Source organism: Arthrobacter sp. ISL-65, from assembly GCF_018613795.1.
Taxonomy (GTDB): domain Bacteria; phylum Actinomycetota; class Actinomycetes; order Actinomycetales; family Micrococcaceae; genus Arthrobacter.
Map to the genome: position 1 here is coordinate 50228 of NZ_JAGGPN010000030.1, position 21322 is coordinate 71549.

General features: G+C 62.9%; 28 protein-coding genes and 1 pseudogene. 7 read left to right on the forward strand and 22 right to left on the reverse strand.

The features are described 5' to 3' along the window. The first annotated feature begins 118 nt into the window (after nucleotides 1-118). The 3 genes and pseudogenes from J7I85_RS12720 (at nucleotide 119) to J7I85_RS12730 (ending at nucleotide 1666) form a co-directional block, all read left to right on the forward strand. On the forward strand, nucleotides 119-700 hold the full coding sequence (locus J7I85_RS12720; RefSeq protein ID WP_214852248.1) for an A24 family peptidase: 582 nt from the start codon (nucleotides 119-121) through the stop codon (nucleotides 698-700). Further along, nucleotides 597-1097: pseudogene (locus tag J7I85_RS12725) on the forward strand (type II secretion system F family protein); the annotation flags it as partial. The gene J7I85_RS12720 and the pseudogene J7I85_RS12725, both read left to right, overlap by 104 nt. A 107-nt stretch (nucleotides 1098-1204) precedes the next feature. Continuing rightward, entirely contained in the window at nucleotides 1205-1666 is a 462-nt protein-coding gene (locus J7I85_RS12730; RefSeq protein WP_214852249.1) for an Hpt domain-containing protein, read from the forward strand. A 24-nt stretch (nucleotides 1667-1690) separates the two neighbouring features. Here the strand turns inward: J7I85_RS12730 and J7I85_RS12735 are convergent, their stop codons facing one another. Next, nucleotides 1691-2473, reverse strand: coding sequence for a response regulator transcription factor (locus J7I85_RS12735; protein ID WP_214852250.1), 783 nt, complete (start codon nucleotides 2471-2473; stop codon nucleotides 1691-1693). A gap of 262 nt (nucleotides 2474-2735) precedes the next feature. On the opposite strand from J7I85_RS12735, the gene J7I85_RS12740 reads away from it, so the two are divergent. Continuing rightward, nucleotides 2736-4391, forward strand: a complete 1656-nt coding sequence (locus tag J7I85_RS12740) for a HAMP domain-containing sensor histidine kinase (protein ID WP_308159477.1) — start codon at nucleotides 2736-2738, stop codon at nucleotides 4389-4391. A 7-nt stretch (nucleotides 4392-4398) separates the two neighbouring features. On the opposite strand, the gene J7I85_RS12745 is transcribed toward J7I85_RS12740, so the two are convergent. Further along, the gene (locus J7I85_RS12745; RefSeq protein ID WP_214852252.1) at nucleotides 4399-4884 is read right to left on the reverse strand and encodes a sensor histidine kinase; all 486 of its coding nucleotides are present in this window, start codon (nucleotides 4882-4884) and stop codon (nucleotides 4399-4401) included. Nucleotides 4885-4980: 96 nt separating this feature from the next. Next, nucleotides 4981-5817 (reverse strand): response regulator transcription factor, encoded by an 837-nt coding sequence (locus J7I85_RS12750; RefSeq protein WP_214852254.1) that lies wholly within the window; start codon nucleotides 5815-5817, stop codon nucleotides 4981-4983. A 264-nt stretch (nucleotides 5818-6081) separates the two neighbouring features. Here J7I85_RS12750 and J7I85_RS12755 point away from each other — a divergent pair, with 264 nt between their 5' ends. Together J7I85_RS12755 and J7I85_RS12760 are read left to right on the forward strand one after the other, a co-directional pair. After that, nucleotides 6082-6843 (forward strand): VOC family protein, encoded by a 762-nt coding sequence (locus tag J7I85_RS12755; RefSeq protein ID WP_214852256.1) that lies wholly within the window; start codon nucleotides 6082-6084, stop codon nucleotides 6841-6843. Between the two features lie 260 nt (nucleotides 6844-7103). Beyond that, entirely contained in the window at nucleotides 7104-7394 is a 291-nt protein-coding gene (locus J7I85_RS12760) for a hypothetical protein (RefSeq protein WP_214852258.1), read from the forward strand. Between the two features lie 88 nt (nucleotides 7395-7482). Here the strand turns inward: J7I85_RS12760 and J7I85_RS12765 are convergent, their stop codons facing one another. Further along, nucleotides 7483-8343 (reverse strand): RNA polymerase sigma factor, encoded by an 861-nt coding sequence (locus J7I85_RS12765; RefSeq protein ID WP_214852260.1) that lies wholly within the window; start codon nucleotides 8341-8343, stop codon nucleotides 7483-7485. A 434-nt stretch (nucleotides 8344-8777) separates the two neighbouring features. Here J7I85_RS12765 and J7I85_RS12770 point away from each other — a divergent pair, with 434 nt between their 5' ends. Next, complete coding sequence (locus tag J7I85_RS12770) at nucleotides 8778-9164, forward strand: nuclear transport factor 2 family protein (RefSeq protein ID WP_214852262.1); 387 nt, start codon at nucleotides 8778-8780, stop codon at nucleotides 9162-9164. Nucleotides 9165-9219: 55 nt separating this feature from the next. Here the strand turns inward: J7I85_RS12770 and J7I85_RS12775 are convergent, their stop codons facing one another. The 18 genes from J7I85_RS12775 to rpsH form a co-directional block, all read right to left on the reverse strand. After that, the gene (locus J7I85_RS12775) at nucleotides 9220-9417 is read right to left on the reverse strand and encodes a DUF1508 domain-containing protein (protein WP_214852264.1); all 198 of its coding nucleotides are present in this window, start codon (nucleotides 9415-9417) and stop codon (nucleotides 9220-9222) included. 693 nt (nucleotides 9418-10110) lie between these two features. After that, entirely contained in the window at nucleotides 10111-11001 is an 891-nt protein-coding gene (gene truA / locus J7I85_RS12780) for a tRNA pseudouridine(38-40) synthase TruA (RefSeq protein WP_214852267.1), read from the reverse strand. Nucleotides 11002-11032: 31 nt separating this feature from the next. Next, a complete protein-coding gene (gene rplQ / locus J7I85_RS12785) occupies nucleotides 11033-11617 on the reverse strand; it encodes a 50S ribosomal protein L17 (protein ID WP_214852268.1) in 585 nt (194 codons plus the stop codon). Between the two features lie 78 nt (nucleotides 11618-11695). Next, on the reverse strand, nucleotides 11696-12706 hold the full coding sequence (locus J7I85_RS12790; protein WP_190608220.1) for a DNA-directed RNA polymerase subunit alpha: 1011 nt from the start codon (nucleotides 12704-12706) through the stop codon (nucleotides 11696-11698). Nucleotides 12707-12837: 131 nt separating this feature from the next. Beyond that, nucleotides 12838-13239: a 30S ribosomal protein S11 gene (gene rpsK, locus J7I85_RS12795; protein WP_011692779.1), complete on the reverse strand. Its 402-nt coding sequence runs from the start codon at nucleotides 13237-13239 to the stop codon at nucleotides 12838-12840. 72 nt (nucleotides 13240-13311) lie between these two features. After that, complete coding sequence (gene rpsM / locus J7I85_RS12800; protein WP_003803743.1) at nucleotides 13312-13686, reverse strand: 30S ribosomal protein S13; 375 nt, start codon at nucleotides 13684-13686, stop codon at nucleotides 13312-13314. Nucleotides 13687-13857: 171 nt separating this feature from the next. After that, a complete protein-coding gene (gene rpmJ, locus J7I85_RS12805; protein WP_009358722.1) occupies nucleotides 13858-13971 on the reverse strand; it encodes a 50S ribosomal protein L36 in 114 nt (37 codons plus the stop codon). Between the two features lie 70 nt (nucleotides 13972-14041). Then, a complete protein-coding gene (gene infA, locus J7I85_RS12810; protein WP_011775571.1) occupies nucleotides 14042-14263 on the reverse strand; it encodes a translation initiation factor IF-1 in 222 nt (73 codons plus the stop codon). Between the two features lie 171 nt (nucleotides 14264-14434). Continuing rightward, complete coding sequence (locus J7I85_RS12815) at nucleotides 14435-15409, reverse strand: P1 family peptidase (RefSeq protein WP_214852269.1); 975 nt, start codon at nucleotides 15407-15409, stop codon at nucleotides 14435-14437. A 75-nt stretch (nucleotides 15410-15484) separates the two neighbouring features. Next, nucleotides 15485-16315, reverse strand: a complete 831-nt coding sequence (map, locus tag J7I85_RS12820) for a type I methionyl aminopeptidase (RefSeq protein ID WP_214852270.1) — start codon at nucleotides 16313-16315, stop codon at nucleotides 15485-15487. A gap of 126 nt (nucleotides 16316-16441) precedes the next feature. Then, entirely contained in the window at nucleotides 16442-17011 is a 570-nt protein-coding gene (locus J7I85_RS12825; RefSeq protein ID WP_214852289.1) for an adenylate kinase, read from the reverse strand. A 5-nt stretch (nucleotides 17012-17016) separates the two neighbouring features. Next, complete coding sequence (secY, locus tag J7I85_RS12830) at nucleotides 17017-18327, reverse strand: preprotein translocase subunit SecY (RefSeq protein ID WP_214852271.1); 1311 nt, start codon at nucleotides 18325-18327, stop codon at nucleotides 17017-17019. A gap of 196 nt (nucleotides 18328-18523) precedes the next feature. Continuing rightward, entirely contained in the window at nucleotides 18524-19018 is a 495-nt protein-coding gene (rplO, locus tag J7I85_RS12835) for a 50S ribosomal protein L15 (protein ID WP_214852273.1), read from the reverse strand. Continuing rightward, the gene (rpmD, locus tag J7I85_RS12840; protein ID WP_102973684.1) at nucleotides 19018-19224 is read right to left on the reverse strand and encodes a 50S ribosomal protein L30; all 207 of its coding nucleotides are present in this window, start codon (nucleotides 19222-19224) and stop codon (nucleotides 19018-19020) included. The genes rplO and rpmD overlap by 1 nt, the downstream gene beginning before the upstream one ends. A gap of 3 nt (nucleotides 19225-19227) precedes the next feature. Beyond that, on the reverse strand, nucleotides 19228-19944 hold the full coding sequence (gene rpsE / locus J7I85_RS12845; protein ID WP_214852274.1) for a 30S ribosomal protein S5: 717 nt from the start codon (nucleotides 19942-19944) through the stop codon (nucleotides 19228-19230). Further along, a complete protein-coding gene (rplR, locus tag J7I85_RS12850) occupies nucleotides 19941-20324 on the reverse strand; it encodes a 50S ribosomal protein L18 (RefSeq protein WP_003803763.1) in 384 nt (127 codons plus the stop codon). Before rplR ends, rpsE begins: the two co-directional genes overlap by 4 nt. A 2-nt stretch (nucleotides 20325-20326) precedes the next feature. Beyond that, nucleotides 20327-20863, reverse strand: coding sequence for a 50S ribosomal protein L6 (rplF, locus tag J7I85_RS12855; RefSeq protein ID WP_214852275.1), 537 nt, complete (start codon nucleotides 20861-20863; stop codon nucleotides 20327-20329). 18 nt (nucleotides 20864-20881) lie between these two features. Then, complete coding sequence (rpsH, locus tag J7I85_RS12860) at nucleotides 20882-21280, reverse strand: 30S ribosomal protein S8 (protein WP_015937843.1); 399 nt, start codon at nucleotides 21278-21280, stop codon at nucleotides 20882-20884. Between the last annotated feature and the right edge of the window lie 42 nt (nucleotides 21281-21322).

Consider the following 21322-nt stretch of genomic DNA (forward strand, 5'->3'; position numbering starts at 1 on the left):
ACGCACAACGACTACCAAGAATAGCGCGAACCGGCCGCCGGGGTCAAAATTGGGGTATCCGGTGGCCGGGGTCGTGGAGTCCTGCGCCAGCGCCGGGCCCTTCCACCGAGGAGTGCACGTGTCTTCAGCAGGTATCGCCGCCGGCGCCTGGCCGCTTTTTGCCTTGGCCATGGCGCTCCTTGGCATTTTACTGAGCCTGCTTGCTGAACACCTCATCCACCGAGCCCTCCCCCGCCTCGGGGGCCTGCCGGGCGCGCGCACAAGACTTGCGGCGGCGGCACTCACCGGAGCGCTCTGCGCCGCTTGCGCTGCGGTTCGGAATGGACTGGTGTCCCTGCCGGCCTTTCTAGTGCTGGCTGTCGTCGGCGTACAGCTGGCCCGCATTGATGTGGCCCATCATCTACTGCCGAATCCCCTCGTGCTCACACTGCTGGTGGCCGGCCTGGCGCTCCTGGTTTTGGGCAGTTCAGCCACGGCAGAGTGGGCCGAACTGCTCCGCGCGGCCACTGGGGCGGCCATCCTGTTCGTCATTTTCCTGATTCTGGCCCTGATCTCGCCAAACGGCATTGGCATGGGAGATGTCAAGCTTGCGGCCCCACTTCATCCCGGACCGGATGCCCTACAGCAAGGGCCAAGAGAGGCAAAAGGCCATGCAGTTGGAGCTCGCCAACACCCTGGACCAGATGCTGATCTCCGTTGAGGCCGGGCTCGGCTTTGAAGGCGCCATGTCCCGTGCCGGCGAAAACGGCAAGGGACCCCTGGCGGAGGAACTGGTCCGCACGTTGCAGGACATGCAGGCGGGCCGGAGCCGCCGCGAAGCCTATCTTGCCTTGGCCGAACGCACCAATATTCCGGAACTGCGCAGCTTTGTGCAGGCCGTGGTCCAGGCGGACACGTACGGCATTGCCATTAGCCGCGTCCTTCGTGTCCAGGCCAAGGTTATGCGGGTCAAGCGCCGCCAGCGTGCCGAGGAGAAGGCAATGAAGCTCCCGGTCACCATCCTTTTCCCGCTGCTGTTCTTCATCTTCCCAGTCCTATTCATTGCCATCCTCGGCCCTGGCGTCATCAACACCATCGCGACCTTCGCCAACCAGTAAGGTTCGCGGACTTCCGCAGGATTTACCCACCACAAGGTACCCGCAGAATTTCCACAAGATCCAAGCTTAATCAGGGTTTTCCCAACCTCAGAAAGTAGCCTTAAGACATGTCCATTTCAGGTTCCGGAACAGCCGAGAGCAACGCCAACGGCGTCTGCCTTCCGGCGCCTGCGAGCCATGATGGCATGCTTTACAACGAATCGGAGCGTGCCACCTTGCCCGTCTTAAACCTGGATGTCCTTCACGACCTAGAAGAAGACATGGGCAGCACCGGCGTGGCGCACAACTTCGCCAGGGACTATATAAGGATCTGGGACAAGCGCCGGAGCTACCTCGAAGCGTCGGTTGAAAACGACGACGCGGATGCCGCCATGGACGCCGTGCTCAGCCTGAAGAATTCAGCCCTGATGGTGGGCGCCGCACGGCTGGCCAAGCTGGCGGTGGACCTGGAACAGCTCGTCAAACACGGAGACCTGCAGGCGGCCCGGCAGATGCTGCCGTGCGTGGCGCTCACCGGCCAACAGACCGTCAGCGGCCTGAGGCTGGGCTATCTCCCGCCGGAGGTCTGAGCGCCGCTGCCGGACGCCTAAACCCTACTCCGCCCGCTTCGGCGCCAACCGGTAGCCAACGCCGCGCACCGTGACCAGCCACCGCGGATCCTGCGGGTCTTCCCGGAGCTTGCGGCGCAGGTTGCCGATGTGGACCTCGACGGCCCTTTCGTCGGCTTCGCTGATGTAGGTGTCCTCGCCGTAGTACTCGCCCCGCACCACGCGCACCAGATCGGCCCGGGTGCGCACCGCGCCCGTTCCCTTCAGCAGCTCGTGCAGCAGGTCGAATTCGCTCCGGGTCAGCCCCAGCGGCGTGCCGCCCAGGGCGACGGTCCGGGTTTCGGTATCGAGTGCCAGCCCGTTGTGCTGCAACACGGCGCCCCGGCGCGAACCGGCGGGCCCGGCGGAGCCAACCGGCCCGGACTCGGCAGGAGTCGGAGCATCATCACCGGCAGCAACCCGGGGCCTGCGCAGCATCGCCGTTATCCGCGCCCGCAGTTCCCGCGGCCGGAAGGGCTTGACGATGTAGTCGTCCGCTCCGCCCTGGAGTGCCGTGATGGTGTCAAGCTCCTCATCCCGGCCGGTCAGCATCACAACGTAGGCGTCACTGAATTGCCGGATGCGCCGAAGGACTTCAAAACCGTCAATGTCCGGAAGACCGACGTCGAGAGTTATTACGTTCGCCTGGCGCTGCCTGGCCACATCAACCCCGTCACGCCCGGTCCCTGCCGAGTGCACCTCAAAACCAGCCTGCTGCAAAACCGCGTCGAGGAGATTCCGAACGTCCACATCATCCTCGATGACCACGGCAACACCAAGATCACCCACCACTACCTCTATCCAGGTAAAACCACCGCACAGCCCAGCGCAATGCGGTAAGCGTTACCAGATTACCTACGCTACAACGTAGAAGGGCTCGAAGAGCGAAAATTACCCATATCTTTTAGAGGTACACCGGACACCAGCGCCGCCCCTCCAAATACCAAAGAATAGGTGTGCATAATGGGCATCATGTCTTCGTATAACCACGAGCGGTCTCGGAATTTGGAAGAGCAGGCCAGCACCGGGCGCAGCCGCATTGGGTGAGCACGTGCTGGTCCGTGACACGGACCGATTCTTCCGCCGGCTGCAGCCCCGCATCCAGGTGGCGCTCTGCCAGCTCCCGGTGACGGTCATTCTCGCCGCGCTGGCGATTGCCGCCCCCGCTGTCTGGCCGACGCTCATTGAGAGCGGCGTGTTTATTGCGGCCATCATCATGATGATGGCGTTGTTTCTTGCCTGCTTTCTGGTTCCCTGGGAGCGGCTTTCAGCCAACGCCTATCTGGTAATTCCGGTGCTGGATCTGGTGGTCATCGGACTCGCCCGTAATGGCGCGGTCCCTGCCGTAGCCGGGCTGGGAGTTCTGGCGATATTTCCGGTGATCTGGCTGTCCAGCTCCGGGGCCTTCGCCCGGACCACTATCTTCCTAAGCTTTTTCGGCACCTTGCTCATCTCCTCTCCGACACTGGTGCAAAAGTTTCCCAACACTTCACCTTCCGACATTGCCACCGCATTTCTGCTTCCGCTAATGATGCTGGCCGTATCGCTGGCAATCAGGTTCGCCAGCGCCAATGTGCGGCTGCAGCGCCAGAGGCTGGAGAAAAAGGACGCTGAACTCCGCGAACTGCTCGTGGAAAGCAGAAACCGTGAACGGCTGCTCAAGACCATCTTGGACACCACCGACGTTGGAATTGTGGCCGTGGATGCGGACGGCCAGAAGGTTCTGGTCAACGACCAGCAGAAAACCTTCCGGCAGGCGGCGGCCCCCGCCGGCACGGAGCAGCCGCTGGAGGCACAGCAGCTCATGTTCGGCCAGGACCGGGTGACCCCGCTTCCGCTGGACAAGCGCCCCATCCGACGCGCCGTTGCCGGAGAGACTTTCGCCGATTACCTGGTGTGGCTGGGCGAGGGATCCTCGCAAAAGGCCGTCTCCACGGCCGCGCGGGTCATCAAGAACGACGACGGCGGGTTCAGTGGGGCGGTCATCGCCTACACCGACGTCACAGGCTTGGTGGAGGCTCTCTCCGCCAAGGAAGAGCTGATCTCCAACGTCTCCCACGAATTCCGCAGTCCGCTGATGTCAGTCCTGGGCAATGTTGACCTGGTGCTGGATGAAGCGGACGGCCTGTCCCCCGACTCCGTGCACCGGCTGGAAGTGGTGCAGCGCAATGCCGAACGGCTGCTTTCCCTGGTCTCCGAGCTGCTTGTGTCGGCGTCTGCCGTCCTGGCTGTGCATCCTCGCCGGACCGACCTGGCAGGGCTGATCGAGAACAGCATCGGCTCCGTCCAGGCGCAGGCCGACGCCAGCAACGTCTTCCTGGCCACCGACGTCCCGGCGCCGCTGTGGGCGCACGCTGACCCGCTCCGCATCGGTCAAGCTCTGGACAACTTGGTGTCCAATGCCGTCAAATACTCTCCCGACGGCGGCAAAGTCACCGTGAGTGCCCGGCGCAGTGACTCTTGGGTGCAGCTGACGGTCCAGGACACTGGCATGGGCATCAGTGAAGAGGAAACATCGCAAGTCTTCACGCGATTCTTCCGCACCCAGGCGGCGCGCCAGGCCGCCATTCCTGGGGTGGGGCTGGGCCTGTCCATTACCAAGACCATCGTGGAGCGGCACGGCGGTGCCATTTCCTGCGCCAGCAAGCCCGGCGCAGGCACCACCTTCACCCTCATGCTGCCGGCTGAGGGCGCCCCGGAATCCTAACCAGAACCTAGTCCAGCGGCAGGGTCACGGTGACGGTCGTTCCCGCCGAGGGAGCCGACTCGATCGCCATCTTGCCGCCCGCGGAACCGACAGCAAGGCGCATGAGCCGCAGCCCCATGCCCGAGTGCCGGCCATGGGTGGCGGCCTCCACGTCGAACCCGCCGCCGTCGTCGGTCACACGGAGCTGGACAGCATGATTGTCCCCTGATCGGCAGACGCAGCACAGCCGGACTGTCACGGAGGACGCTCCGGCAAATTTATGGATGTTGCTCAGGAGTTCCTGCGCTGCCCGGTAGAGCAGCGTGGCGGACTTCCTGTCCACTTCCATTCCATGATGGGGCGCCTCAAGGTGCACGGTGGTCCCGCGTTCGCGCAGCGGGAGGGCCAAACGGTCAATCGCCCCCGCGACGCCAAGCGCATAGAAATCAACCGGATGCGTATCGGTAAGGACGCCACGGACTGCGACGACATCGTCGCTTGTTACGGATTTCATGTTCCAACTGTGCGCCTGGCGCCTTGTTATTTTCTTGTAACTTTCCGGCGTGTCCCCCGTTTGAAGGGGCGCATCAGAGGCGTGCGCCGCTTACCGCTACGCGAGTGTGTAGCCAGCACCCCGGACCGTCTTGAGCCAGCGTGGTTTCCGCGCGTCGTCACCCAGCTTCCGGCGCAGGTTGCCGATGTGTGTTTCGATGATCCGGCCGGGGTCCCGCGTCCCGACCACGCCGACTTCCGGGTTACCTGATTCCCGCTTCACAAGGCCCAGAAGCCCGACGAGTTCCGTCTTGGTGACCACACCGCTACCGCGCTGCAGGAGGATGTGCAGCAGGTCGAACTCGGTGCGGGTTAGCTGCAGCGCACGCCCTCCGAGGGTGGCGGCGCGGGATGCGCTGTCGATCTCGAGGCCCTTGTGCTCGTAGCGGTGCTCATAGCCCCGGGCCGCAACAACGCCCTGGGCCATAGCGGGTGCCGGCACGGTCTCCCTCGTCACTGAGGCCCGCAGCCGCGGCGAGACCAGGGGCGCTTCTCGGGGCGTCACGATCGGCGGGACGGTCAGGTGCCGGGGCCGGCGCAGCATGCCGTCAACGCGGGCCCGGAGCTCCCGTGGCCGGATGGGCTTGACCATGTAATCATCCGCCCCGGCGTCGAACGCCTTCAGGGTGGCCCGGAGGTCGCCCCGCGCGGTGATAATCAGGATGTAGGTGTGGCTGAACTCGCGGATGCGCCGCAGTATGTCGTAGCCGTCGGTGTCCGGAAGCACCAGGTCCAGCGTGACAGTGTCCGGCTGCTTGGCCCGCACCAGCGCCAGCCCGGATTCGCCGGTGGCAGCGCAGTGCACTTCGAATCCGGCTTCCCCGAGCGTCGACCGCAACAAGGACCGGACTTCCTCATCCCGATCGATAACGACAACGACGCGACGATCATTCATCCCTTACCCCCTGTAAGGACAGCATGATTAAAGACTGCGTCTCAGCCTACTAGTCGAGCCCGCCCAAACGGGGCACTCCCCAAGAACTCGGACGCACCTTCGTCATCGCTGACACTGACGGTGACCTCGTCCGTGCTGATACAAAAGACACTGCGAAGGACTTGGACGACTACCTCTACGACATCGGCCGTCGTAGCCGAGGTCCATTCCGAGCTCGGCCTCACCGGAATTAACGGCACGATCACCGAACGGAAGTGCATCCCTATGACATCGCGAGACACATACTCCATCGGCGTGCCCTGCCGGGTCGACACTTTCCAGCCAGATCCGCGGGCTGCCATGGACTTTTACGGTCCACTTTTTGGCTGGACTTTTGATGATCCAACGCCGATGCCGGCCGGGCTCGAGGGCGACTACTTCGCTGCGCGCCTCGGCGGGCGGCTGGTGGCCGGGATCGGCCAGGCGCCGCCGCTGTCACCGGCGGTGTGGAGCACCTACGTACGGGTCGACGACGTCGCGCAGACACTCGCTCGTGCAGAACAGGCGGGAGGCACGCTGCTGGCAGGACCGTTTGGGGCCGGCTCAGATGGGCGCCTTGCTGTGCTTGCCGACGCCACAGGCGTCCCGTTCTGCCTGTGCCAGGATGGCGCGTGCGACGGCGATCGGGTCGCCAATGAGCCCAACTCCTGGGCAATGAGCTCGCTGCACACCACTGATATCGAACAGGCGCGGGCCTTCTACGGCGCCCTGTTCGACTGGGAACTCGGGTCGGAGCCGGACGCCGCCTTCTCTCTGTGGAGACGCGCAGGCGAAGTGGTGGCGGTCGTGACGGCGACCGACGGGGTCGCGGTCCCGCCGCATTGGAGTGTCAACTTTGCTGTCCGCGACGCGGACTTCTTCGCCGGGCACGCCGTGGACCTGAGCGGCACGCTGTTGATGCCGCCGATGAGCACGCCGGGATTTCGCAGCGCTGTCATTCGCGACCCGCAAGGGGGCTTCATCGCGGTCAGCGCGCCCATCAGCTGAGCGCTTAAGCCTCAAGGTACCAAAGGAGCTCATCCAACTCGATGACTGTAGATATATCCGGGGAGCGTCCTCGAACATCCATGTCACTGGTGGGCAGGCGAATCGTGACGCCTGCCTCCTCCTTCGCGTCAGGAAATCCTCCTACGCCGGTTATGTTCAGTGACACCTCGTCCGAGCCAGTGAGGGTCTGAAGAAGTAACCACTCGGATCGGGCGGAGGGTCATCACCACGACTCGATGATTCACAGTTGGAGGACCCTAATGATCGTCAACAGCCGTTTCCTGAAGGGCCAGAAGAAACCGGCGAAACAGCCGGCAGCACAACGGCGTCCGTACGACGAACCGCTGACGCCGACAGGTCAGGCCCGGTTGTGGCGCATGTTCAATCCTGGTGATCGCATCAAGGTCATCCACAACGGAAGCTACAGCCGCACCGGAACGGTCCACGAGCGAACGCACGACGGTACGACACTGTGGATCTTGCTGGACTCCGGGATGGGCCGCATATTCGTAACAGAGGGAGACCCTGTGGCTTTGGTGCCATACGGATAGCAAACCATTCAGATCTCTGAGGCCGCGTGAGGCATCGCCAGTCCCCGGCCCGAATCGCACATAGTCAACCGGCAGTGTCGCCCGCCGGCTACCGAAGCCCCAACGTGCGCGCCAGCGCGTGCAGCACTGGCACGGCCCAGCCGAAGATCGCCTTCTTCACGTCCGTGGGGGTGGCCAATCGCTCCACAAGACCGGCTGCGCCAGAGGCATGAAGAAACCCGTGAAGGGATGTGCCAGAACCAAAGTGGCCCGCAGCGTGCATCGAAACCACCGCCCCCAAGGCTATTGGGGTGCCGGCAACCCGCATGCCTGAATGCACTTCACGCAGGCCATGCACGGCCGCTGTACAGTCCGAACAGGTCCGGCGGTGCAGATTCGCCCTAAGAATCTCTCGGCGCGAGGCCGTATCCATCACCATACGGGCAAGAAGCGGCAGATACTTCCGGCATTGTTCGCCGGCAGCGCTCCCGACATATTCAACGAGGTAGGCTTCGCGCAGCCCACGGCGTGCCCTCCGCAATAACGCAGAAACGGCGTTAGCCTCGATTTCCAGAATCGGCGCCAGTTGCCGCGGCCGGAGCCCAACCACATCCGCGTGCCAGAGGACCTGCTGCCATCGCTGGGGAAGGCTGGAGAAGGCGCGGGCCGCCATTTCACGTTCACCCATTCCGTCCACATAGGCATATCCACCGTCTTCGGCAGAAGCTTCGGGGACGTGTTCCACGGCGTATTCGTAGCTTCGCCTGCGCCAGTGATCCGCTGTGCTGGTACGGATGGCACGGTAAAAGTAGGGACGAAAGGGACCTGTGGGGCCCTTCCCTGACCGGATAGCGGACAGGACCTTGAGGAAGGCATGTGCCGCCAGGTCTTCAGCGTCGTTGTGATCCCTGGTAAGGCTGTAGGCAAAGGCAACGCCGGCATCCCAATGTTGCAGGTGCAGCATCGTCATTGCATGAGGGTCCGCTGCGGCGCTGGCTCGGACAATTGCGGCCTCCCCGTCCGGGTCCGGCACCTGCATCAGGAGGCGACATCCTGCTCGGCGCCCGGCTGGTGAGCGCTCACATCAAAGCCGTCGCTGTACCTAGGCGGATCATTTCCACATGCCCTCCACGCCGAGACTGTGCCCTATCCCCCTCGTAGTGATCTTACTCACACGCAGGCTTTCTTCCGAATTTTCTTCATAAAATCATCTAATAGCCGGCCGGTGACAATGCTGATTACTGTCAGCAGCGCTCCCAATCGCGCCCGCATTCGGCGCCCGGACCGAACGGAAACAGCAAGAAGGCCGCTGGAACCTTGCCACTCCCCCCGTCATGCCAAGATATAAGCCAACTTGTCGTCGGCCTTCTCGGAAAGTTCGCAGTCGGCCGGATGAAAGGAACAATGAACAACCCGCTGGCAGATCCAACAGAGCAGCTTCGCTCAGTCGAGCGAGCCCGGATTCAGGCTCTGGTCTCGGGAGATATAGCCGTCGCCCGGTTACTTCACAGCCCGGCCTTTCAGATCATCACGGCGATAGGCCAGAACATGAGTCGGGATGAGTATCTCTCCGCAGTGGAGTCCGGAACTGTCAAGTACCTGCTGTGGGAGCCCGGGGAGATCTCGGTACGATTTCACGGGCACGCCGCCGTCCTGCGGTGTCGGGCACGCCGCGAAGTGATCTTGGGAGGATCTCCTATGCCCCAAGCCAGCTACTGGCACACGGACACCTATGAGCTGACCGATGGCGCTTGGCGAGCGGTGTGGTCACACATCACTGAGATCTACTAACCGGATAAAGCCGGTGGTAACACCTTCGCTGATGACCTGCTAACACGGGTTGTCTTCAGGCATCGGCGTTTGGGCCGGTGAGATCCACAATGCTCCCGGCGACCGCAACTTCTCGCACGGCCCAGATACCCGCAATCGCGGCATCCTCATGGGCGTAAGCCTCCGAGGTGAGCATCTGCGAACCGTCCACTGCGACCAGTCGGAACCTGTGGCAGCCGTCCCCGTCCAGGTACAGTTCAAAACTAGCGGCCATGGCGTTCTCCTAACACGAATGCGGAGCCTGCATGCCCCGTCTCCAACGAAACCGTCGCAGTTAAGTACCGGCCGCAGCGCATTTCGTGACGGCGGACGGATTTTCGGGACCCTCATCTGTGAATCGCAGTGGTAGAAGACCGATGTTGGCGCCACTGCTAAGAGCGCCACTTTGCGCTGCGGAAAGAAGGCCATTTAGAGCTGCGATGCACAGCCATCATCCACGTGCAACCACTAGCGTCACGAATCCGCCGCGGTCTGGTCTATAGAGTGACGCTCCTGCTTCAGCTGATTCCCCGGGTCTGCGGTGCAGGAAATGAGAGGACAACATGCACAATGCACTGATCCGGAATCCTGAGCCGGCCAGCGGAAGCCGCGGGAATGCCCTGCACGCGCTGAACGCGATAAAACGGGCACCCAGAATGGCCATCCTGAGAAGCATCAGAGCCGGGAACTGGCATACCGGCAAAGAGATCGAAGAATCAATCGGATGTTCGACACAGGAAGCCTTGCCGCACCTTGCAGTGCTACAGGAGCTCGGCATCCTCATCCACGACGAGGGTCACTTTAGTGTGAACACTGACGCTTTGGATTCCCTGCTTCTCCAGTCCCGGACCACATCCGAGTAGACGGCACGCCGTCTACTCACTGATTGTTATGCGCTTAGCATATGCCAAAAACAGCGGCACAAATCTTACTGGCGCACCGCCCGTGTGAGCTCTGCCCGGGCCAGCAGTTCGCCGTCGGAGGGGTAGGCCACTTCCTCGAACACCAGGGGGTGCGGCGCGGCAAGGACAGAGCGGGCATCGCGTTTCCTCGCCAGCAGCCGCTCGTGCAGCCACTCCGGACGTTCCTGCCCCTCCCCGACGTACAGGGCGGACCCCACCAGGGCGCGGACCATGTTGTGGCAGAAGGCGTCGGCCTGGACCGTGACGACGATGACGCCGTCCTGCCCGCGGGAAAACTCGAAGCGCTGCAGCTCCCGGACGGTGGTGGAACCTTCACGCGGCTTGCAAAAGGACAGGAAGTTGTGCAGGCCCAGCAGCTGCGCCGAGCCTTCGTTTAGCAGGTCCACGTCCAGGGGCGTTTTGTGCCAGAGCGTGTGGTAGCGGCCGAGCGGATCCCACGTCTCCGGGCCGTCCGCGATGCGGTAGCTGTAGCGGCGCCACAGGGCGGAGAAACGGGCGTCGAACCCTTCAGGGGCGACGGCGGCGTGGTGCACCATGATTGCACCGGTCTGGTCCCCCAGCCCGCGGCTGAGCGTGCCCCTCAGGCGGCGCAGAAGGGCGACGGCGGGATCGACGGCCGCACCACGGTTCAGTCCCAGCCACTCGGCTTCGGTGAGGTCCAGGTGGACCACCTGGCCACGGGCGTGCACGCCGGCGTCGGTGCGTCCGGCCACCGTGACGCGCACCGGCCGCTGGAGCAGCAGCGCCAGCGCGTCCTCCAGAACTCCCTGAACGGTACGCAGCCCCGGCTGCACTGCCCACCCGCTGAACGGGCCGCCGTCGTACGCCAAATCGAGCCGGATACGCAAAAACCCGCCGCCCCCCAAAACGGGGGCAGCGGGTTTTTGGTGGGTCATAGACTCAAGTCTATGCGAAGGATTTAGCGAATTACTTCGCGTCCTTGGCCTCGTCGGCAGCAGCCTCGTCAGCGGCAGCTTCCTCGGCCGGAGCCTCTTCAGCAGCAGCTTCTTCAGCCGGAGCTTCCTCAGCGGCGGGAGCCTCTTCGGTTGCAGCTTCGGTCTCGACGACCTCTGCCTCGGGAGCTTCCTCAGCGGCCGGAGCAGCAGTGGCAGCAGCCTGGGTGGCCTCGGCTACAACGGCCTGCTTGGCGGAAACCGGCTCGAGAACCAGCTCGATGACAGCCATGGGAGCGTTGTCGCCCTTGCGGTTGCCGATCTTGGTGATGCGGGTGTAGCCGCCGCTGCGGTTCTCCACAGCCTGCGCGATGTCGGTGAACAGCTCGTGGACGACGCCCTTGTTGCTGATCAGGCCGAGAACGCGGCGGCGGGAAGCGAGGTCGCCACGCTTGGCGAAGGTGACCAGGCGTTCTGCGTACGGCTTCAGGCGCTTGGCCTTGGTGACCGTGGTGGTGATCCGCTTGTGCTCGAACAGTGCGGAAGCCAGGTTCGCGAGCATGAGACGCTCGTGAGCCGGGCCGCCTCCGAGGCGCGGACCCTTAGTGGGGGTAGGCATAATTGTTTCTCCTCATATGGAAGCCGGGAGGCTGCGCACAACGCGGTGCTGGCCAGCCCCTCGGCCAAGATCTGCTTGTTAGAGCTCGTCGTCGCTGAACGCGGCGTCGTCCTCTTCGATGGCTGCGGCGCGGGCTGCCAGGTCGAAACCGGGAGGCGAGTCCTTCAGGGACAGACCCAGTTCAACCAGCTTTGCCTTGACCTCATCGATGGACTTCGCACCGAAGTTGCGGATGTCCATCAGGTCAGCCTCGGAGCGGGCAACGAGTTCACCCACGGTGTGGATGCCCTCACGCTTGAGGCAGTTGTAGGAACGGACGGTGAGGTCCAGATCCTCGATCGGCAGAGCCATGTCTGCTGCCAGGGCAGCATCCGTCGGCGACGGGCCAATCTCGATACCCTCAGCTGCGGTGTTCAGCTCGCGGGCCAGACCGAACAGTTCCACCAGGGTCGTGCCAGCGGAAGCAACGGCATCGCGCGGGGCGATGGCCTGCTTGGTCTCGACGTCGACAATGAGCTTGTCGAAGTCGGTGCGCTGCTCAACACGGGTGGCTTCCACGCGGAAAGTAACCTTCAGCACCGGCGAGTAGATGGAGTCAACCGGAATACGGCCGATCTCTGCGTCGCCGGACTTGTTCTGAGCTGCCGAAACGTAGCCGCGGCCGCGCTCGATGGTCAGTTCGAGTTCGAACTTGCCCTTCGAGTTCAGCGTGGCAATGTGCAGATCCGGGTTGTGGAACTCGACGCCGGCCGGCGGAGCAATGTCCGCGGCGGTGACGACTCCGGGGCCCTGCTTGCGCAGGTAAGCAACAACCGGCTCGTCGTGCTCGGAGGACACAGACAGGTTCTTGATGTTGAGGATGATCTCGGTGACATCTTCCTTGACACCCGGAACCGTCGTGAACTCGTGCAGCACGCCATCGATCCGGAGGCTGGTTACAGCGGCACCGGGGATGGAGGAGAGCAGGGTACGGCGGAGGGAGTTTCCGAGGGTGTAACCGAAGCCCGGCTCCAGCGGTTCAATGATGAACCGGGAGCGGTTTTCGGAGACGACCTCTTCGGAGAGGGTGGGGCGCTGTGCAATGAGCACTTAGGTTTCCTTTCGGCGAGCATCCGCTATATGACGCAACACAGGTGGTGGAAAATCGGTCTGAGGACTTAACGCGGCGGGCTTGCCCGGACCCGAAACGGGTCCGGGCAAGCTCCGGCTGCGGAAAATACTTAGACGCGGCGGCGCTTCGGCGGACGGCAGCCGTTGTGCGCGGCGGGGGTGACGTCCTGAATGGAGCCAACCTCGAGGCCGGCAGCCTGCAGCGAACGGATGGCGGTTTCGCGTCCGGAACCCGGTCCCTTGACGAACACGTCAACCTTCTTCAGGCCGTGCTCCTGTGCACGCTTGGCGGCGGCTTCGGCAGCCATCTGCGCAGCGAACGGGGTGGACTTACGCGAGCCCTTGAATCCAACTTCACCGGCGGAAGCCCAGGAAATCACAGCACCGTTCGGGTCCGTGATGGACACGATGGTGTTGTTGAACGTGCTCTTGATGTGCGCCTGGCCAAGCGCGATATTCTTTTTGTCCTTCTTACGCGGCTTGCGAACCGCGCCACGAGTCTTCGGGGGCATTTCTTCTCCTACAGAAAGTTATTTTGGGGGAAGGCCGTGCTGGTCCCACATTTGCCGTCAGGCAAATGGGGTTTAGCGGGCCTTCTTCTTGCCGGCGACGGTACGCTTCGGGCCCTTGCGGGTACGAGCGTTGGTCTTCGTACGCTGACCGCGTACGGGCAGGCCCTTGCGGTGACGCAGGCCTTCGTAGCTGCCGATTTCAACCTTGCGGCGGATATCTGCTGCTACTTCGCGGCGAAGGTCACCCTCAACCTTGTAGTTGCCTTCAATGTAGTCACGCAGCTCTACCAGCTGCGCATCCGTCAGGTCCTTGACCCGAACGTCAGCGCTGATGCCGGTGGCAGCCAGGGTTTCGTGTGCACGGGTCTTGCCCACGCCGTAGATGTAAGTAAGCGCAATTTCCAGCCGCTTTTCGCGGGGAATGTCTACGCCAGCGAGACGAGCCATAGTGGCGTACTCCTTGAATAAACCGGAGGTCGTAGGCAGTACACCCGCACTTTCAGTGCGGCCCCAGCCTCCGACCGGGGGTTAGCTGTCCGGGCCCATGCGTCCCAGTTCAGCTTGTGCTGCCTTTATTTACTTGCGTGGGTTAGCAACCCAGGGATTCCCTGACGGGAATTAGCCCTGGCGCTGCTTGTGGCGCGGGTTCTCGCAGATCACCATGACCCGGCCGTTACGGCGGATCACTTTGCACTTTTCGCAGATCTGCTTGACGCTCGGCTTGACCTTCATGGCGTTCCTTTGCGTGATAGCAGTTGGGCCGATGGAGCGGCCTTAGGCAATTGCCTTGGCCGCCCAACGTTTACTTGTAGCGGTAGACGATACGACCACGTGTCAGGTCATAAGGGCTCAGCTCCACCACTACGCGGTCCTCAGGGAGAATCCTGATGTAGTGCTGGCGCATCTTCCCAGAGATGTGTGCAAGGACGACGTGCTTGTTGGTGAGCTCAACACGAAACATCGCGTTGGGCAGCGCCTCAGTCACTACGCCCTCGATCTCAATGACCCCGTCCTTCTTGGCCATATCCTCCGCTAACTGTTGTTTGCCACAGACCTCCGGCTGGCGCCGGGCATGACTGCGGACGTTTTTTGATTTGATTGATCGTCGTCCTCCGGCCCACAAATGGGCGTGGCAGGGCAGACAACCAACATGCAACTCTACGGCATTAGGCCCGGAAAGTTAAATCCAGCCATGTTAGCGCACATTGATCCCGTATGCAGCAAATTCGCCCGCAGGAGTTGTTACCGCCTGGGCGCTGCTGATCCCGTCCAGGATGGCCAAACGTACGACGTCGGCTGCCGCACTCTGCAGGGTAATGAGGCTTACCTGCCGGGCGGCTTCCGTACTCCTGTCCAGCTCTTGGCCCCCGGTGGCGAGGCAGAACACTGTGTCCCCGTCAGCCAGGGTGTGGCTCGGATTCAACGCCCGCGCCAATCCCGCGTGGGCAGCCGAGGCGGTCCGCTTGCACTCGGCCACATCCAGCACCGCGTTAGTGGCGACGACGACGAGCGTGGTGTTGAGCGGCGGCTGATTGAGCTTGTCGAAAACACCGCGACCGGTTTCGGCGGGCTCAACCGGCAGGCCCAGGGCATTGACCACAGCCAGGGCACCGACCACCACGCCGTTCTCCAGGGTGACCGAGGCTGTGCCCACTCCCCCTTTGTATTTCCCGCGTCCGATGACGGCTCCGGTGCCGGCTCCCACGTTGCCGCGTTCGACGTCGTGCCCTTCCGTCTGTACGCCGGCGGCCACGGCCGCCGCGTAGCCCATGGCCCCATCCGGGCGGGCGCTGAAATCGCCGCCGCGGCCGAGGTCGAAGATGGCGGCCGCCGGAACGATGGGAACCACCCCTCCCGTCACGGCGAAGCCTCGGCCCTGCTCCTCGCACCAGCGCTGGACGCCGTGTGCGGTGACCAGGCCGTAGGCGCTGCCGCCGGTGAGCACCACGGCGTCCACAGTCCGCACCAGGGTGGTGGGGTCCAGGGCATCGGTCTCATGGGTGCCTGGTCCTCCCCCGCGGACGTCCACCGAACCGACTGTCCCCGCAGGGGGCAGCACCACGGTCACCCCGGTCAACCACCCGCCGTCGGACTTCTGCTGGTGCCCCACACGCACGCCCGGCACATCGGTGATCTTTCCCTGCGCCGCGGCTCCGTCACTCGGTCCCATGGCTCCCATTGTGCCTCACCCAACTAACTAGCAGTTGTGGTCGTTTTCAGGGTCCATAACGACAACAAGTGCGAGTTAGTTGGGAATCGGGACCGGCACCACGCCGAGGGGCGCGAGCCTGGCCGCGCCGCCGTCGGGCGCCGACAGTACCCAAATGCCCTTCTCATGCACGGCCACGGAATGCTCCCACTGGCACGAACGCTTGCCGTCGGTGGTGACCACGGTCCAGTCGTCCTCCAGCACTGCCGTCTCGATGCCGCCGCGCACCAGCATCGGTTCGATGGCCAGGCACAGGCCGGGGCGGATCTTTGGACCGCGGTGGCTGGTGCGGTAGTTCAGGACGTCGGGGGCCATGTGCATCTCGGAGCCGATGCCGTGGCCCACATAGTCCTCGAGGATACCGAGGGGCTTACCCGGAACCGAGGAGACATAGTCGTCCACTGCCGCGCCTATGTCGCCCACGAACTTGCCCTTGGCCAGGGCGGCGATGCCGTGCCACATGGCCGTCTCGGTGACGTCGGAGAGACGCTGGTCCTCCGGGTCCGGCGTTCCCACGATCACAGTCCGCGCCGAGTCGGAGTGCCAGCCGTTGACGATCGCGCCGCCGTCGATCGAGATGATGTCCCCATCCTGCAGGACTTTGTCGCCCGGAATGCCGTGGACCACTTCCTCGTTGACCGACGTGCAGATGGTGGCGGGGAACCCGTGGTAGCCCAGGAAGTTGGACTTGGCGCCCGCCTCGAGCAGCACCGCAGCGAAGACCTCGTCGAGCTGCCGGGTGGTGACGCCCGGGGCTGCCGCGGCCACGGCCGCGTCGAGGGCGCGGCTCAGGACGAGCCCGGCCTCGTGCATGGTGCGCATCTGGGCGTTGGTCTTGTATTCAATCCGTGGCTGGCCGAATGCCATCAGCGGTTTTTCCTCTCAATGTGCCTCGCCGTTCTGGTTGCCTGATGCGGGACCAAAAGCGCGGGGCTAAATGCCGGAGGCCCCTCCCCATGGTCCGGGAGGAGCCTCGCAGCGTTGCAACTAATTTCAGGCGGCCTGAGCTTCCTTGATCGCCTGCATGACGCGGTCGGTGACCTCGTCGATCTGGCCGATGCCGTCAACCTGGGTCAGGATGCCGCGTTCGGCGTACTTGGCCACGACGGCTTCGGTCTGCTCGTGGTAAAGGTCCAGGCGGTGGCGGATGACGGCTTCGTTGTCGTCACTGCGTCCGGTTTCCTTCGCGCGGCCCAGCAGGCGGGCCACGAGCTCCTCGTCATCGGCAGTGAGCTGCAGGACGACGTCCAGCTTCTGGTCGCCATCGGCCAGGATCTGGTCCAGGTAGTCAACCTGGGCGGTGGTGCGCGGGTAGCCGTCCAACAGGAAGCCGTCCTCGACATCGCCGTCGCTCAGACGGTCGCGGACCATCTTGTTGGTCACGCTGTCCGGGACAAAGTCCCCGGCGTCCATGTACTTCTTGGCCTCAACGCCAAGCGGGGTCTCGCCCTTGACGTTGGCGCGGAAGATGTCGCCGGTGGAGATCGCAACGACGCCGAGGCGTTCTGAGATGCGTTCCGCCTGCGTGCCCTTGCCCGAACCCGGTGGTCCGATAATCAACATTCTGGTCATCGCAATAGCCCTTCGTAGTGACGCTGCTGTAGCTGCGCGTCAATTTGCTTGACGGTTTCCAGGCCAACGCCCACCATGATCAGGATCGAGGTGCCACCGAACGGGAAGTTCTGGTTTGCGTTGATCAGCACGAGCGCCACCAGCGGGATCAGTGCCACGAAGCCAAGGTAGAAGGCGCCGGGCAGCGTGATCCGCGACAGGACGTACTGCAGGTAATCCGCGGTCGGCTTGCCGGCACGGATACCCGGAATGAAGCCGCCGTATTTCTTCATGTTGTCGCTGACCTCTTCAGGGTTGAAGGTAATCGCGACATAGAAGTAGGTAAAGAAAACGATCATGGCGAAGTACATCACCATGTAAATGGGGTGGTCACCGCGGGTCAGGTTGTTATTGATCCACTCAACCCACGGCTGGATGGACTCCCCCGCTTTCGGCTGGTTGAACTGCGAGATCAACGCCGGCAGGTAGAGCATCGAGGAAGCGAAGATGACGGGAATGACGCCGGCCATGTTCACCTTGATGGGAATGTAGGTGCTGGTGCCGCCCACTGTGCGGCGGCCGATCATCCGCTTGGCGTACTGCACCGGGATGCGGCGCTGGGACTGCTCAACGAAGACCACCAGGGCAACCGTCAGCAGGCCGATGGCCAGCACGATGAAGAACGTGCCCGGGCCCTGGGCGGACCAGATGGCGCCCAGCGAAGTGGGGAAGCCTGCAGCGATGGCCGTGAAGATCAGCAGCGACATGCCGTTGCCGACGCCCTTCTCGGTCACGAGCTCACCCATCCACATTATTAGGCCGGTGCCGGCCGTCAGCGTGATGACGATGAGGATCGTGGTGATGACGCTCTGGTCAGGGATGATCGGCAGGTTGCAGCCGGGCAGCAGCTGGCCGGATCGCGCCAGCGACACCAGCGTCGTGGCGTTCAGCAGGCCAAGGGCGATCGTCAGGTACCGCGTGTACTGCGTCAGCTTGGACTGCCCGGAGGCGCCCTCTTCATACAGCTGCTGGAAACGCGGGATGACCACACGCAGAAGCTGCACAATGATGCTCGCCGTGATGTACGGCATGATTCCCAGGGCGAAGATGGAGACCTGCAGCAATGCACCGCCGCTGAAAAGATTGACGAGCTGGTAGATCCCGCCCTGGGTCTGCCCGTTCGACAAGCATTGCTGGACATTCTGGTAGCTCACACCAGGCGAGGGGATGAAGGCTCCCAAGCGGAAGATTGTGATGATTCCCAGCGTGAACAACAACTTGCGTCGCAGATCAGGCGTCCGAAACGCCCGGCCGAATGCGCTTAGCAAGCGTCCTCCTCAGTTGTTAATAAGTCTCTTGATGCAGGTCTATAAACCCAACAACCGAGTCTAACCGGTGTTTGCGGCATGCGAACAATCCGGAAGACCCAATAGGTATGAAAAAACTCCCGGCACAGGGGCCTCGGCCCCCGTGCCGGGAGTTTGCGCAGCAGGCTGTTGCCCACCGGCTCTGGGACAGAATCCCTTAGAGCGCGGTGGTGCTTCCGCCGGCTGCAGCGATCTTTTCAGCGGCGCTGGCCGAGAATGCGTGAACGGTGACGTCAACCTTGACGGTGATGTCGCCGGTGCCAAGCACCTTCACGGGCTGGTTCTTGCGAACGGCACCCTTTTCGACCAGGTTCTCCACGGTGACAGCGCCACCTTCCGGGAACAGCTCGTTGAGCTTGTCCAGGTTTACAACCTGGAACTCAACCCGGAACGGGTTCTTGAAGCCGCGCAGCTTCGGCAGGCGCATGTGCAGCGGCAACTGGCCGCCGGCAAAGCCAGCCTTGATCTGGTAGCGGGCCTTCGTACCCTTGGTACCGCGACCGGCGGTCTTACCCTTGGAACCTTCACCACGACCAACACGGGTCTTGGCGGTCTTGGAACCCGGGGCGGGACGCAGGTGGTGAACCTTCAGAGCGCTCTGCTTCTCAGCAGCGGCGGTCTCGGCCTTCTCGGCCGTGTTCTTCTCTGCCATTACTTCGCCTCCTCAACATTCACGAGGTGCGGAACCGTGTTGAGCATTCCGACGGTCACGGCGTCAGCGGTGCGGACAACGGTGTGTCCGATCCGCTTGAGGCCGAGCGACCGAAGGGTGTCGCGCTGGTTCTGCTTGGCGCCAATGACGCCCTTGATCTGGGTGATCTCCAACTGGGCGTCGGAGGGAGTCAGGTTCTTAGCCATAACTTAGACACCTGCCTTCTGGTTCATCAGAGCCTTCACCAGTGCCGGCGGAGCGATCTCGTCGAGGGGCAGGCCGCGGCGTGCTGCCACGGCTGCCGGCTCTTCGAGGCGCTTCAGGGCATCAACGGTCGCGTGAACGATGTTGATGGCGTTGGAGGAACCGAGCGACTTGGAGAGGATGTCGTGGATGCCCACGCACTCCAGTACTGCACGGACCGGACCACCGGCGATAACACCGGTACCGGCGGAAGCCGGACGCAGCATTACGACACCAGCAGCGGCTTCACCCTGAACGCGGTGAGGAATGGTGCTGCCGACGCGGGGAACGCGGAAGAAGGACTTCTTGGCCTCTTCAACGCCCTTTGCGATAGCAGCGGGAACTTCCTTGGCCTTGCCGTAGCCGACGCCGACCATACCGTTACCGTCACCAACGACGACGAGTGCGGTGAAGCTGAAGCGACGACCACCCTTGACGACCTTGGAAACGCGGTTGATGGTGACAACGCGCTCTACGAACTGGTTCTTCTCGGCTTCACGTCCGCCATCGCGGCCGCCACGGCCACCGCGGTCGCCGCGGCCCTGGCCACGCTCGCCACGCTCGCCGCGACGGGCGCCACCACGGCGGTCATCGGCAGCGGGGGCAGTGGTCTCAGCAGCTGCGGCTTCGGGGGCCTTTTCTTCTGCAGACACAGTGTCCTTTTCCTTGTTTGCTTCGGTCACAGTGACAGCCCACCTTCGCGTGCACCGTCAGCGACGGCGGCGATCCGGCCGTGGTACTTGTTACCACCACGGTCGAAGACAACAGCTTCGACGCCGGCAGCCTTGGCGCGCTCGGCGACGAGCTCGCCAACGCGCTTGGCCTTGGCGGTCTTGTCACCGTCGAATGCACGAAGGTCAGCTTCCAGAGTGGACGCGCTCGCTACGGTCTGGCCAATGGTGTCGTCGACAACCTGGACAAATACGTGGCGTGCGGAGCGGTTGACGACCAGGCGAGGACGTACAGCCGTTCCGGAGATGCGCTTGCGGATACGAAGCTGGCGGCGGCTGCGTGAAGCAGACTTGCTCTTGTTCGTACGCTTCTTGTTAATGGCGATGGCCATGGTTACTTACCAGCCTTTCCGACCTTGCGGCGGATGACTTCGCCCGCGTAGCGAATGCCCTTGCCCTTGTACGGGTCAGGCTTACGCAGCTTGCGAATGTTGGCAGCAACCTCGCCGACCTGCTGCTTATTGATGCCTGAGACAGAGAGCTTGGTCGGTCCCTCTACTGCAAAGGTGATGCCAGCCGGAGCCGAAACGTTGACCGGGTGGCTGTAGCCGAGAGCGAACTCAAGGTCAGATCCCTTGGCCTGAACGCGGTAACCGGTACCGACGATTTCAAGCTTCTTCTCGTAGCCTGCGGTGACGCCCTGGATCATGTTGGAGATCAGGGTGCGGGTCAGGCCGTGGAGCGAACGGGAGGCCCGCTCGTCGTTCGGGCGGGTGACGGTCAGGGTGCTGTCTTCCAGCGCAACCTCGATCGGGCTGGCCACAGTGTGGCTCAGCTCGCCCTTGGAACCCTTGACGCTGACGACAGAGCCGTCAACCTTGACCTCAACGCCGGCAGGAACGGTGATGGGGAGACGTCCAATACGTGACATTATTCTCTTCCTTTCCCGTTACCAGACGTAGGCGAGGACTTCGCCGCCCACGCCCTTCTTGCCGGCCTGCTTGTCAGTCAGGAGGCCGGAAGAGGTGGACAGAATTGCGATACCCAGGCCACCCAGCACGTGCGGCAGGTTGGTGGACTTCGCGTAAACGCGGAGACCCGGCTTGGAGATGCGACGGACACCCGCGATTGAACGCTCGCGGTTCGGACCGAACTTGAGATCAAGGGTCAGCTTCTTGCCGACTTCAGCGTCCTCTTCCTTCCAGCCGGCGATGAAACCTTCGGCCTTCAGGATGTCAGCAACGCGAGCCTTGAGCTTGCTGTAAGGCATAGACACGGAATCGTGGTATGCCGAGTTTGCGTTACGCAGGCGCGTAAGCATATCTGCGACAGGATCTGTCATTGTCATTTGGGCACTTGCCCTTCCTCATAACGGTTTCCGCCGTTCTGT

Coding starts and splice junctions, on each gene's coding strand:
- rplR (WP_003803763.1), bottom strand. CDS start 20,324: ATGGCCATCGCCATTAACAAGAAGCGTACGAACAAGAGCAAGTCTGCT.
- J7I85_RS12765 (WP_214852260.1), bottom strand. CDS start 8,343: ATGACGATGCTGCACCTGCAACATTGGGATGCCGGCGTTGCCTTTGCC.
- rpsH (WP_015937843.1), bottom strand. CDS start 21,280: ATGACAATGACAGATCCTGTCGCAGATATGCTTACGCGCCTGCGTAAC.
- J7I85_RS12775 (WP_214852264.1), bottom strand. CDS start 9,417: ATGGCCGCTAGTTTTGAACTGTACCTGGACGGGGACGGCTGCCACAGG.
- J7I85_RS12750 (WP_214852254.1), bottom strand. CDS start 5,817: ATGAATGATCGTCGCGTCGTTGTCGTTATCGATCGGGATGAGGAAGTC.
- rplO (WP_214852273.1), bottom strand. CDS start 19,018: ATGGCAGAGAAGAACACGGCCGAGAAGGCCGAGACCGCCGCTGCTGAG.
- rpsM (WP_003803743.1), bottom strand. CDS start 13,686: ATGGCTCGTCTCGCTGGCGTAGACATTCCCCGCGAAAAGCGGCTGGAA.
- rplQ (WP_214852268.1), bottom strand. CDS start 11,617: ATGCCTACCCCCACTAAGGGTCCGCGCCTCGGAGGCGGCCCGGCTCAC.
- rpsK (WP_011692779.1), bottom strand. CDS start 13,239: ATGCCCCCGAAGACTCGTGGCGCGGTTCGCAAGCCGCGTAAGAAGGAC.
- map (WP_214852270.1), bottom strand. CDS start 16,315: ATGGCATTCGGCCAGCCACGGATTGAATACAAGACCAACGCCCAGATG.
- rpmJ (WP_009358722.1), bottom strand. CDS start 13,971: ATGAAGGTCAAGCCGAGCGTCAAGCAGATCTGCGAAAAGTGCAAAGTG.
- J7I85_RS12730 (WP_214852249.1), top strand. CDS start 1,205: ATGTCCATTTCAGGTTCCGGAACAGCCGAGAGCAACGCCAACGGCGTC.
- J7I85_RS12755 (WP_214852256.1), top strand. CDS start 6,082: ATGACATCGCGAGACACATACTCCATCGGCGTGCCCTGCCGGGTCGAC.
- rpmD (WP_102973684.1), bottom strand. CDS start 19,224: ATGGCTAAGAACCTGACTCCCTCCGACGCCCAGTTGGAGATCACCCAG.
- rplF (WP_214852275.1), bottom strand. CDS start 20,863: ATGTCACGTATTGGACGTCTCCCCATCACCGTTCCTGCCGGCGTTGAG.
- J7I85_RS12825 (WP_214852289.1), bottom strand. CDS start 17,011: ATGTTGATTATCGGACCACCGGGTTCGGGCAAGGGCACGCAGGCGGAA.
- J7I85_RS12745 (WP_214852252.1), bottom strand. CDS start 4,884: ATGAAATCCGTAACAAGCGACGATGTCGTCGCAGTCCGTGGCGTCCTT.
- J7I85_RS12770 (WP_214852262.1), top strand. CDS start 8,778: ATGAACAACCCGCTGGCAGATCCAACAGAGCAGCTTCGCTCAGTCGAG.
- J7I85_RS12815 (WP_214852269.1), bottom strand. CDS start 15,409: ATGGGACCGAGTGACGGAGCCGCGGCGCAGGGAAAGATCACCGATGTG.
- infA (WP_011775571.1), bottom strand. CDS start 14,263: ATGGCCAAGAAGGACGGGGTCATTGAGATCGAGGGCGTAGTGACTGAG.
- J7I85_RS12760 (WP_214852258.1), top strand. CDS start 7,104: ATGATCGTCAACAGCCGTTTCCTGAAGGGCCAGAAGAAACCGGCGAAA.
- truA (WP_214852267.1), bottom strand. CDS start 11,001: ATGACCCACCAAAAACCCGCTGCCCCCGTTTTGGGGGGCGGCGGGTTT.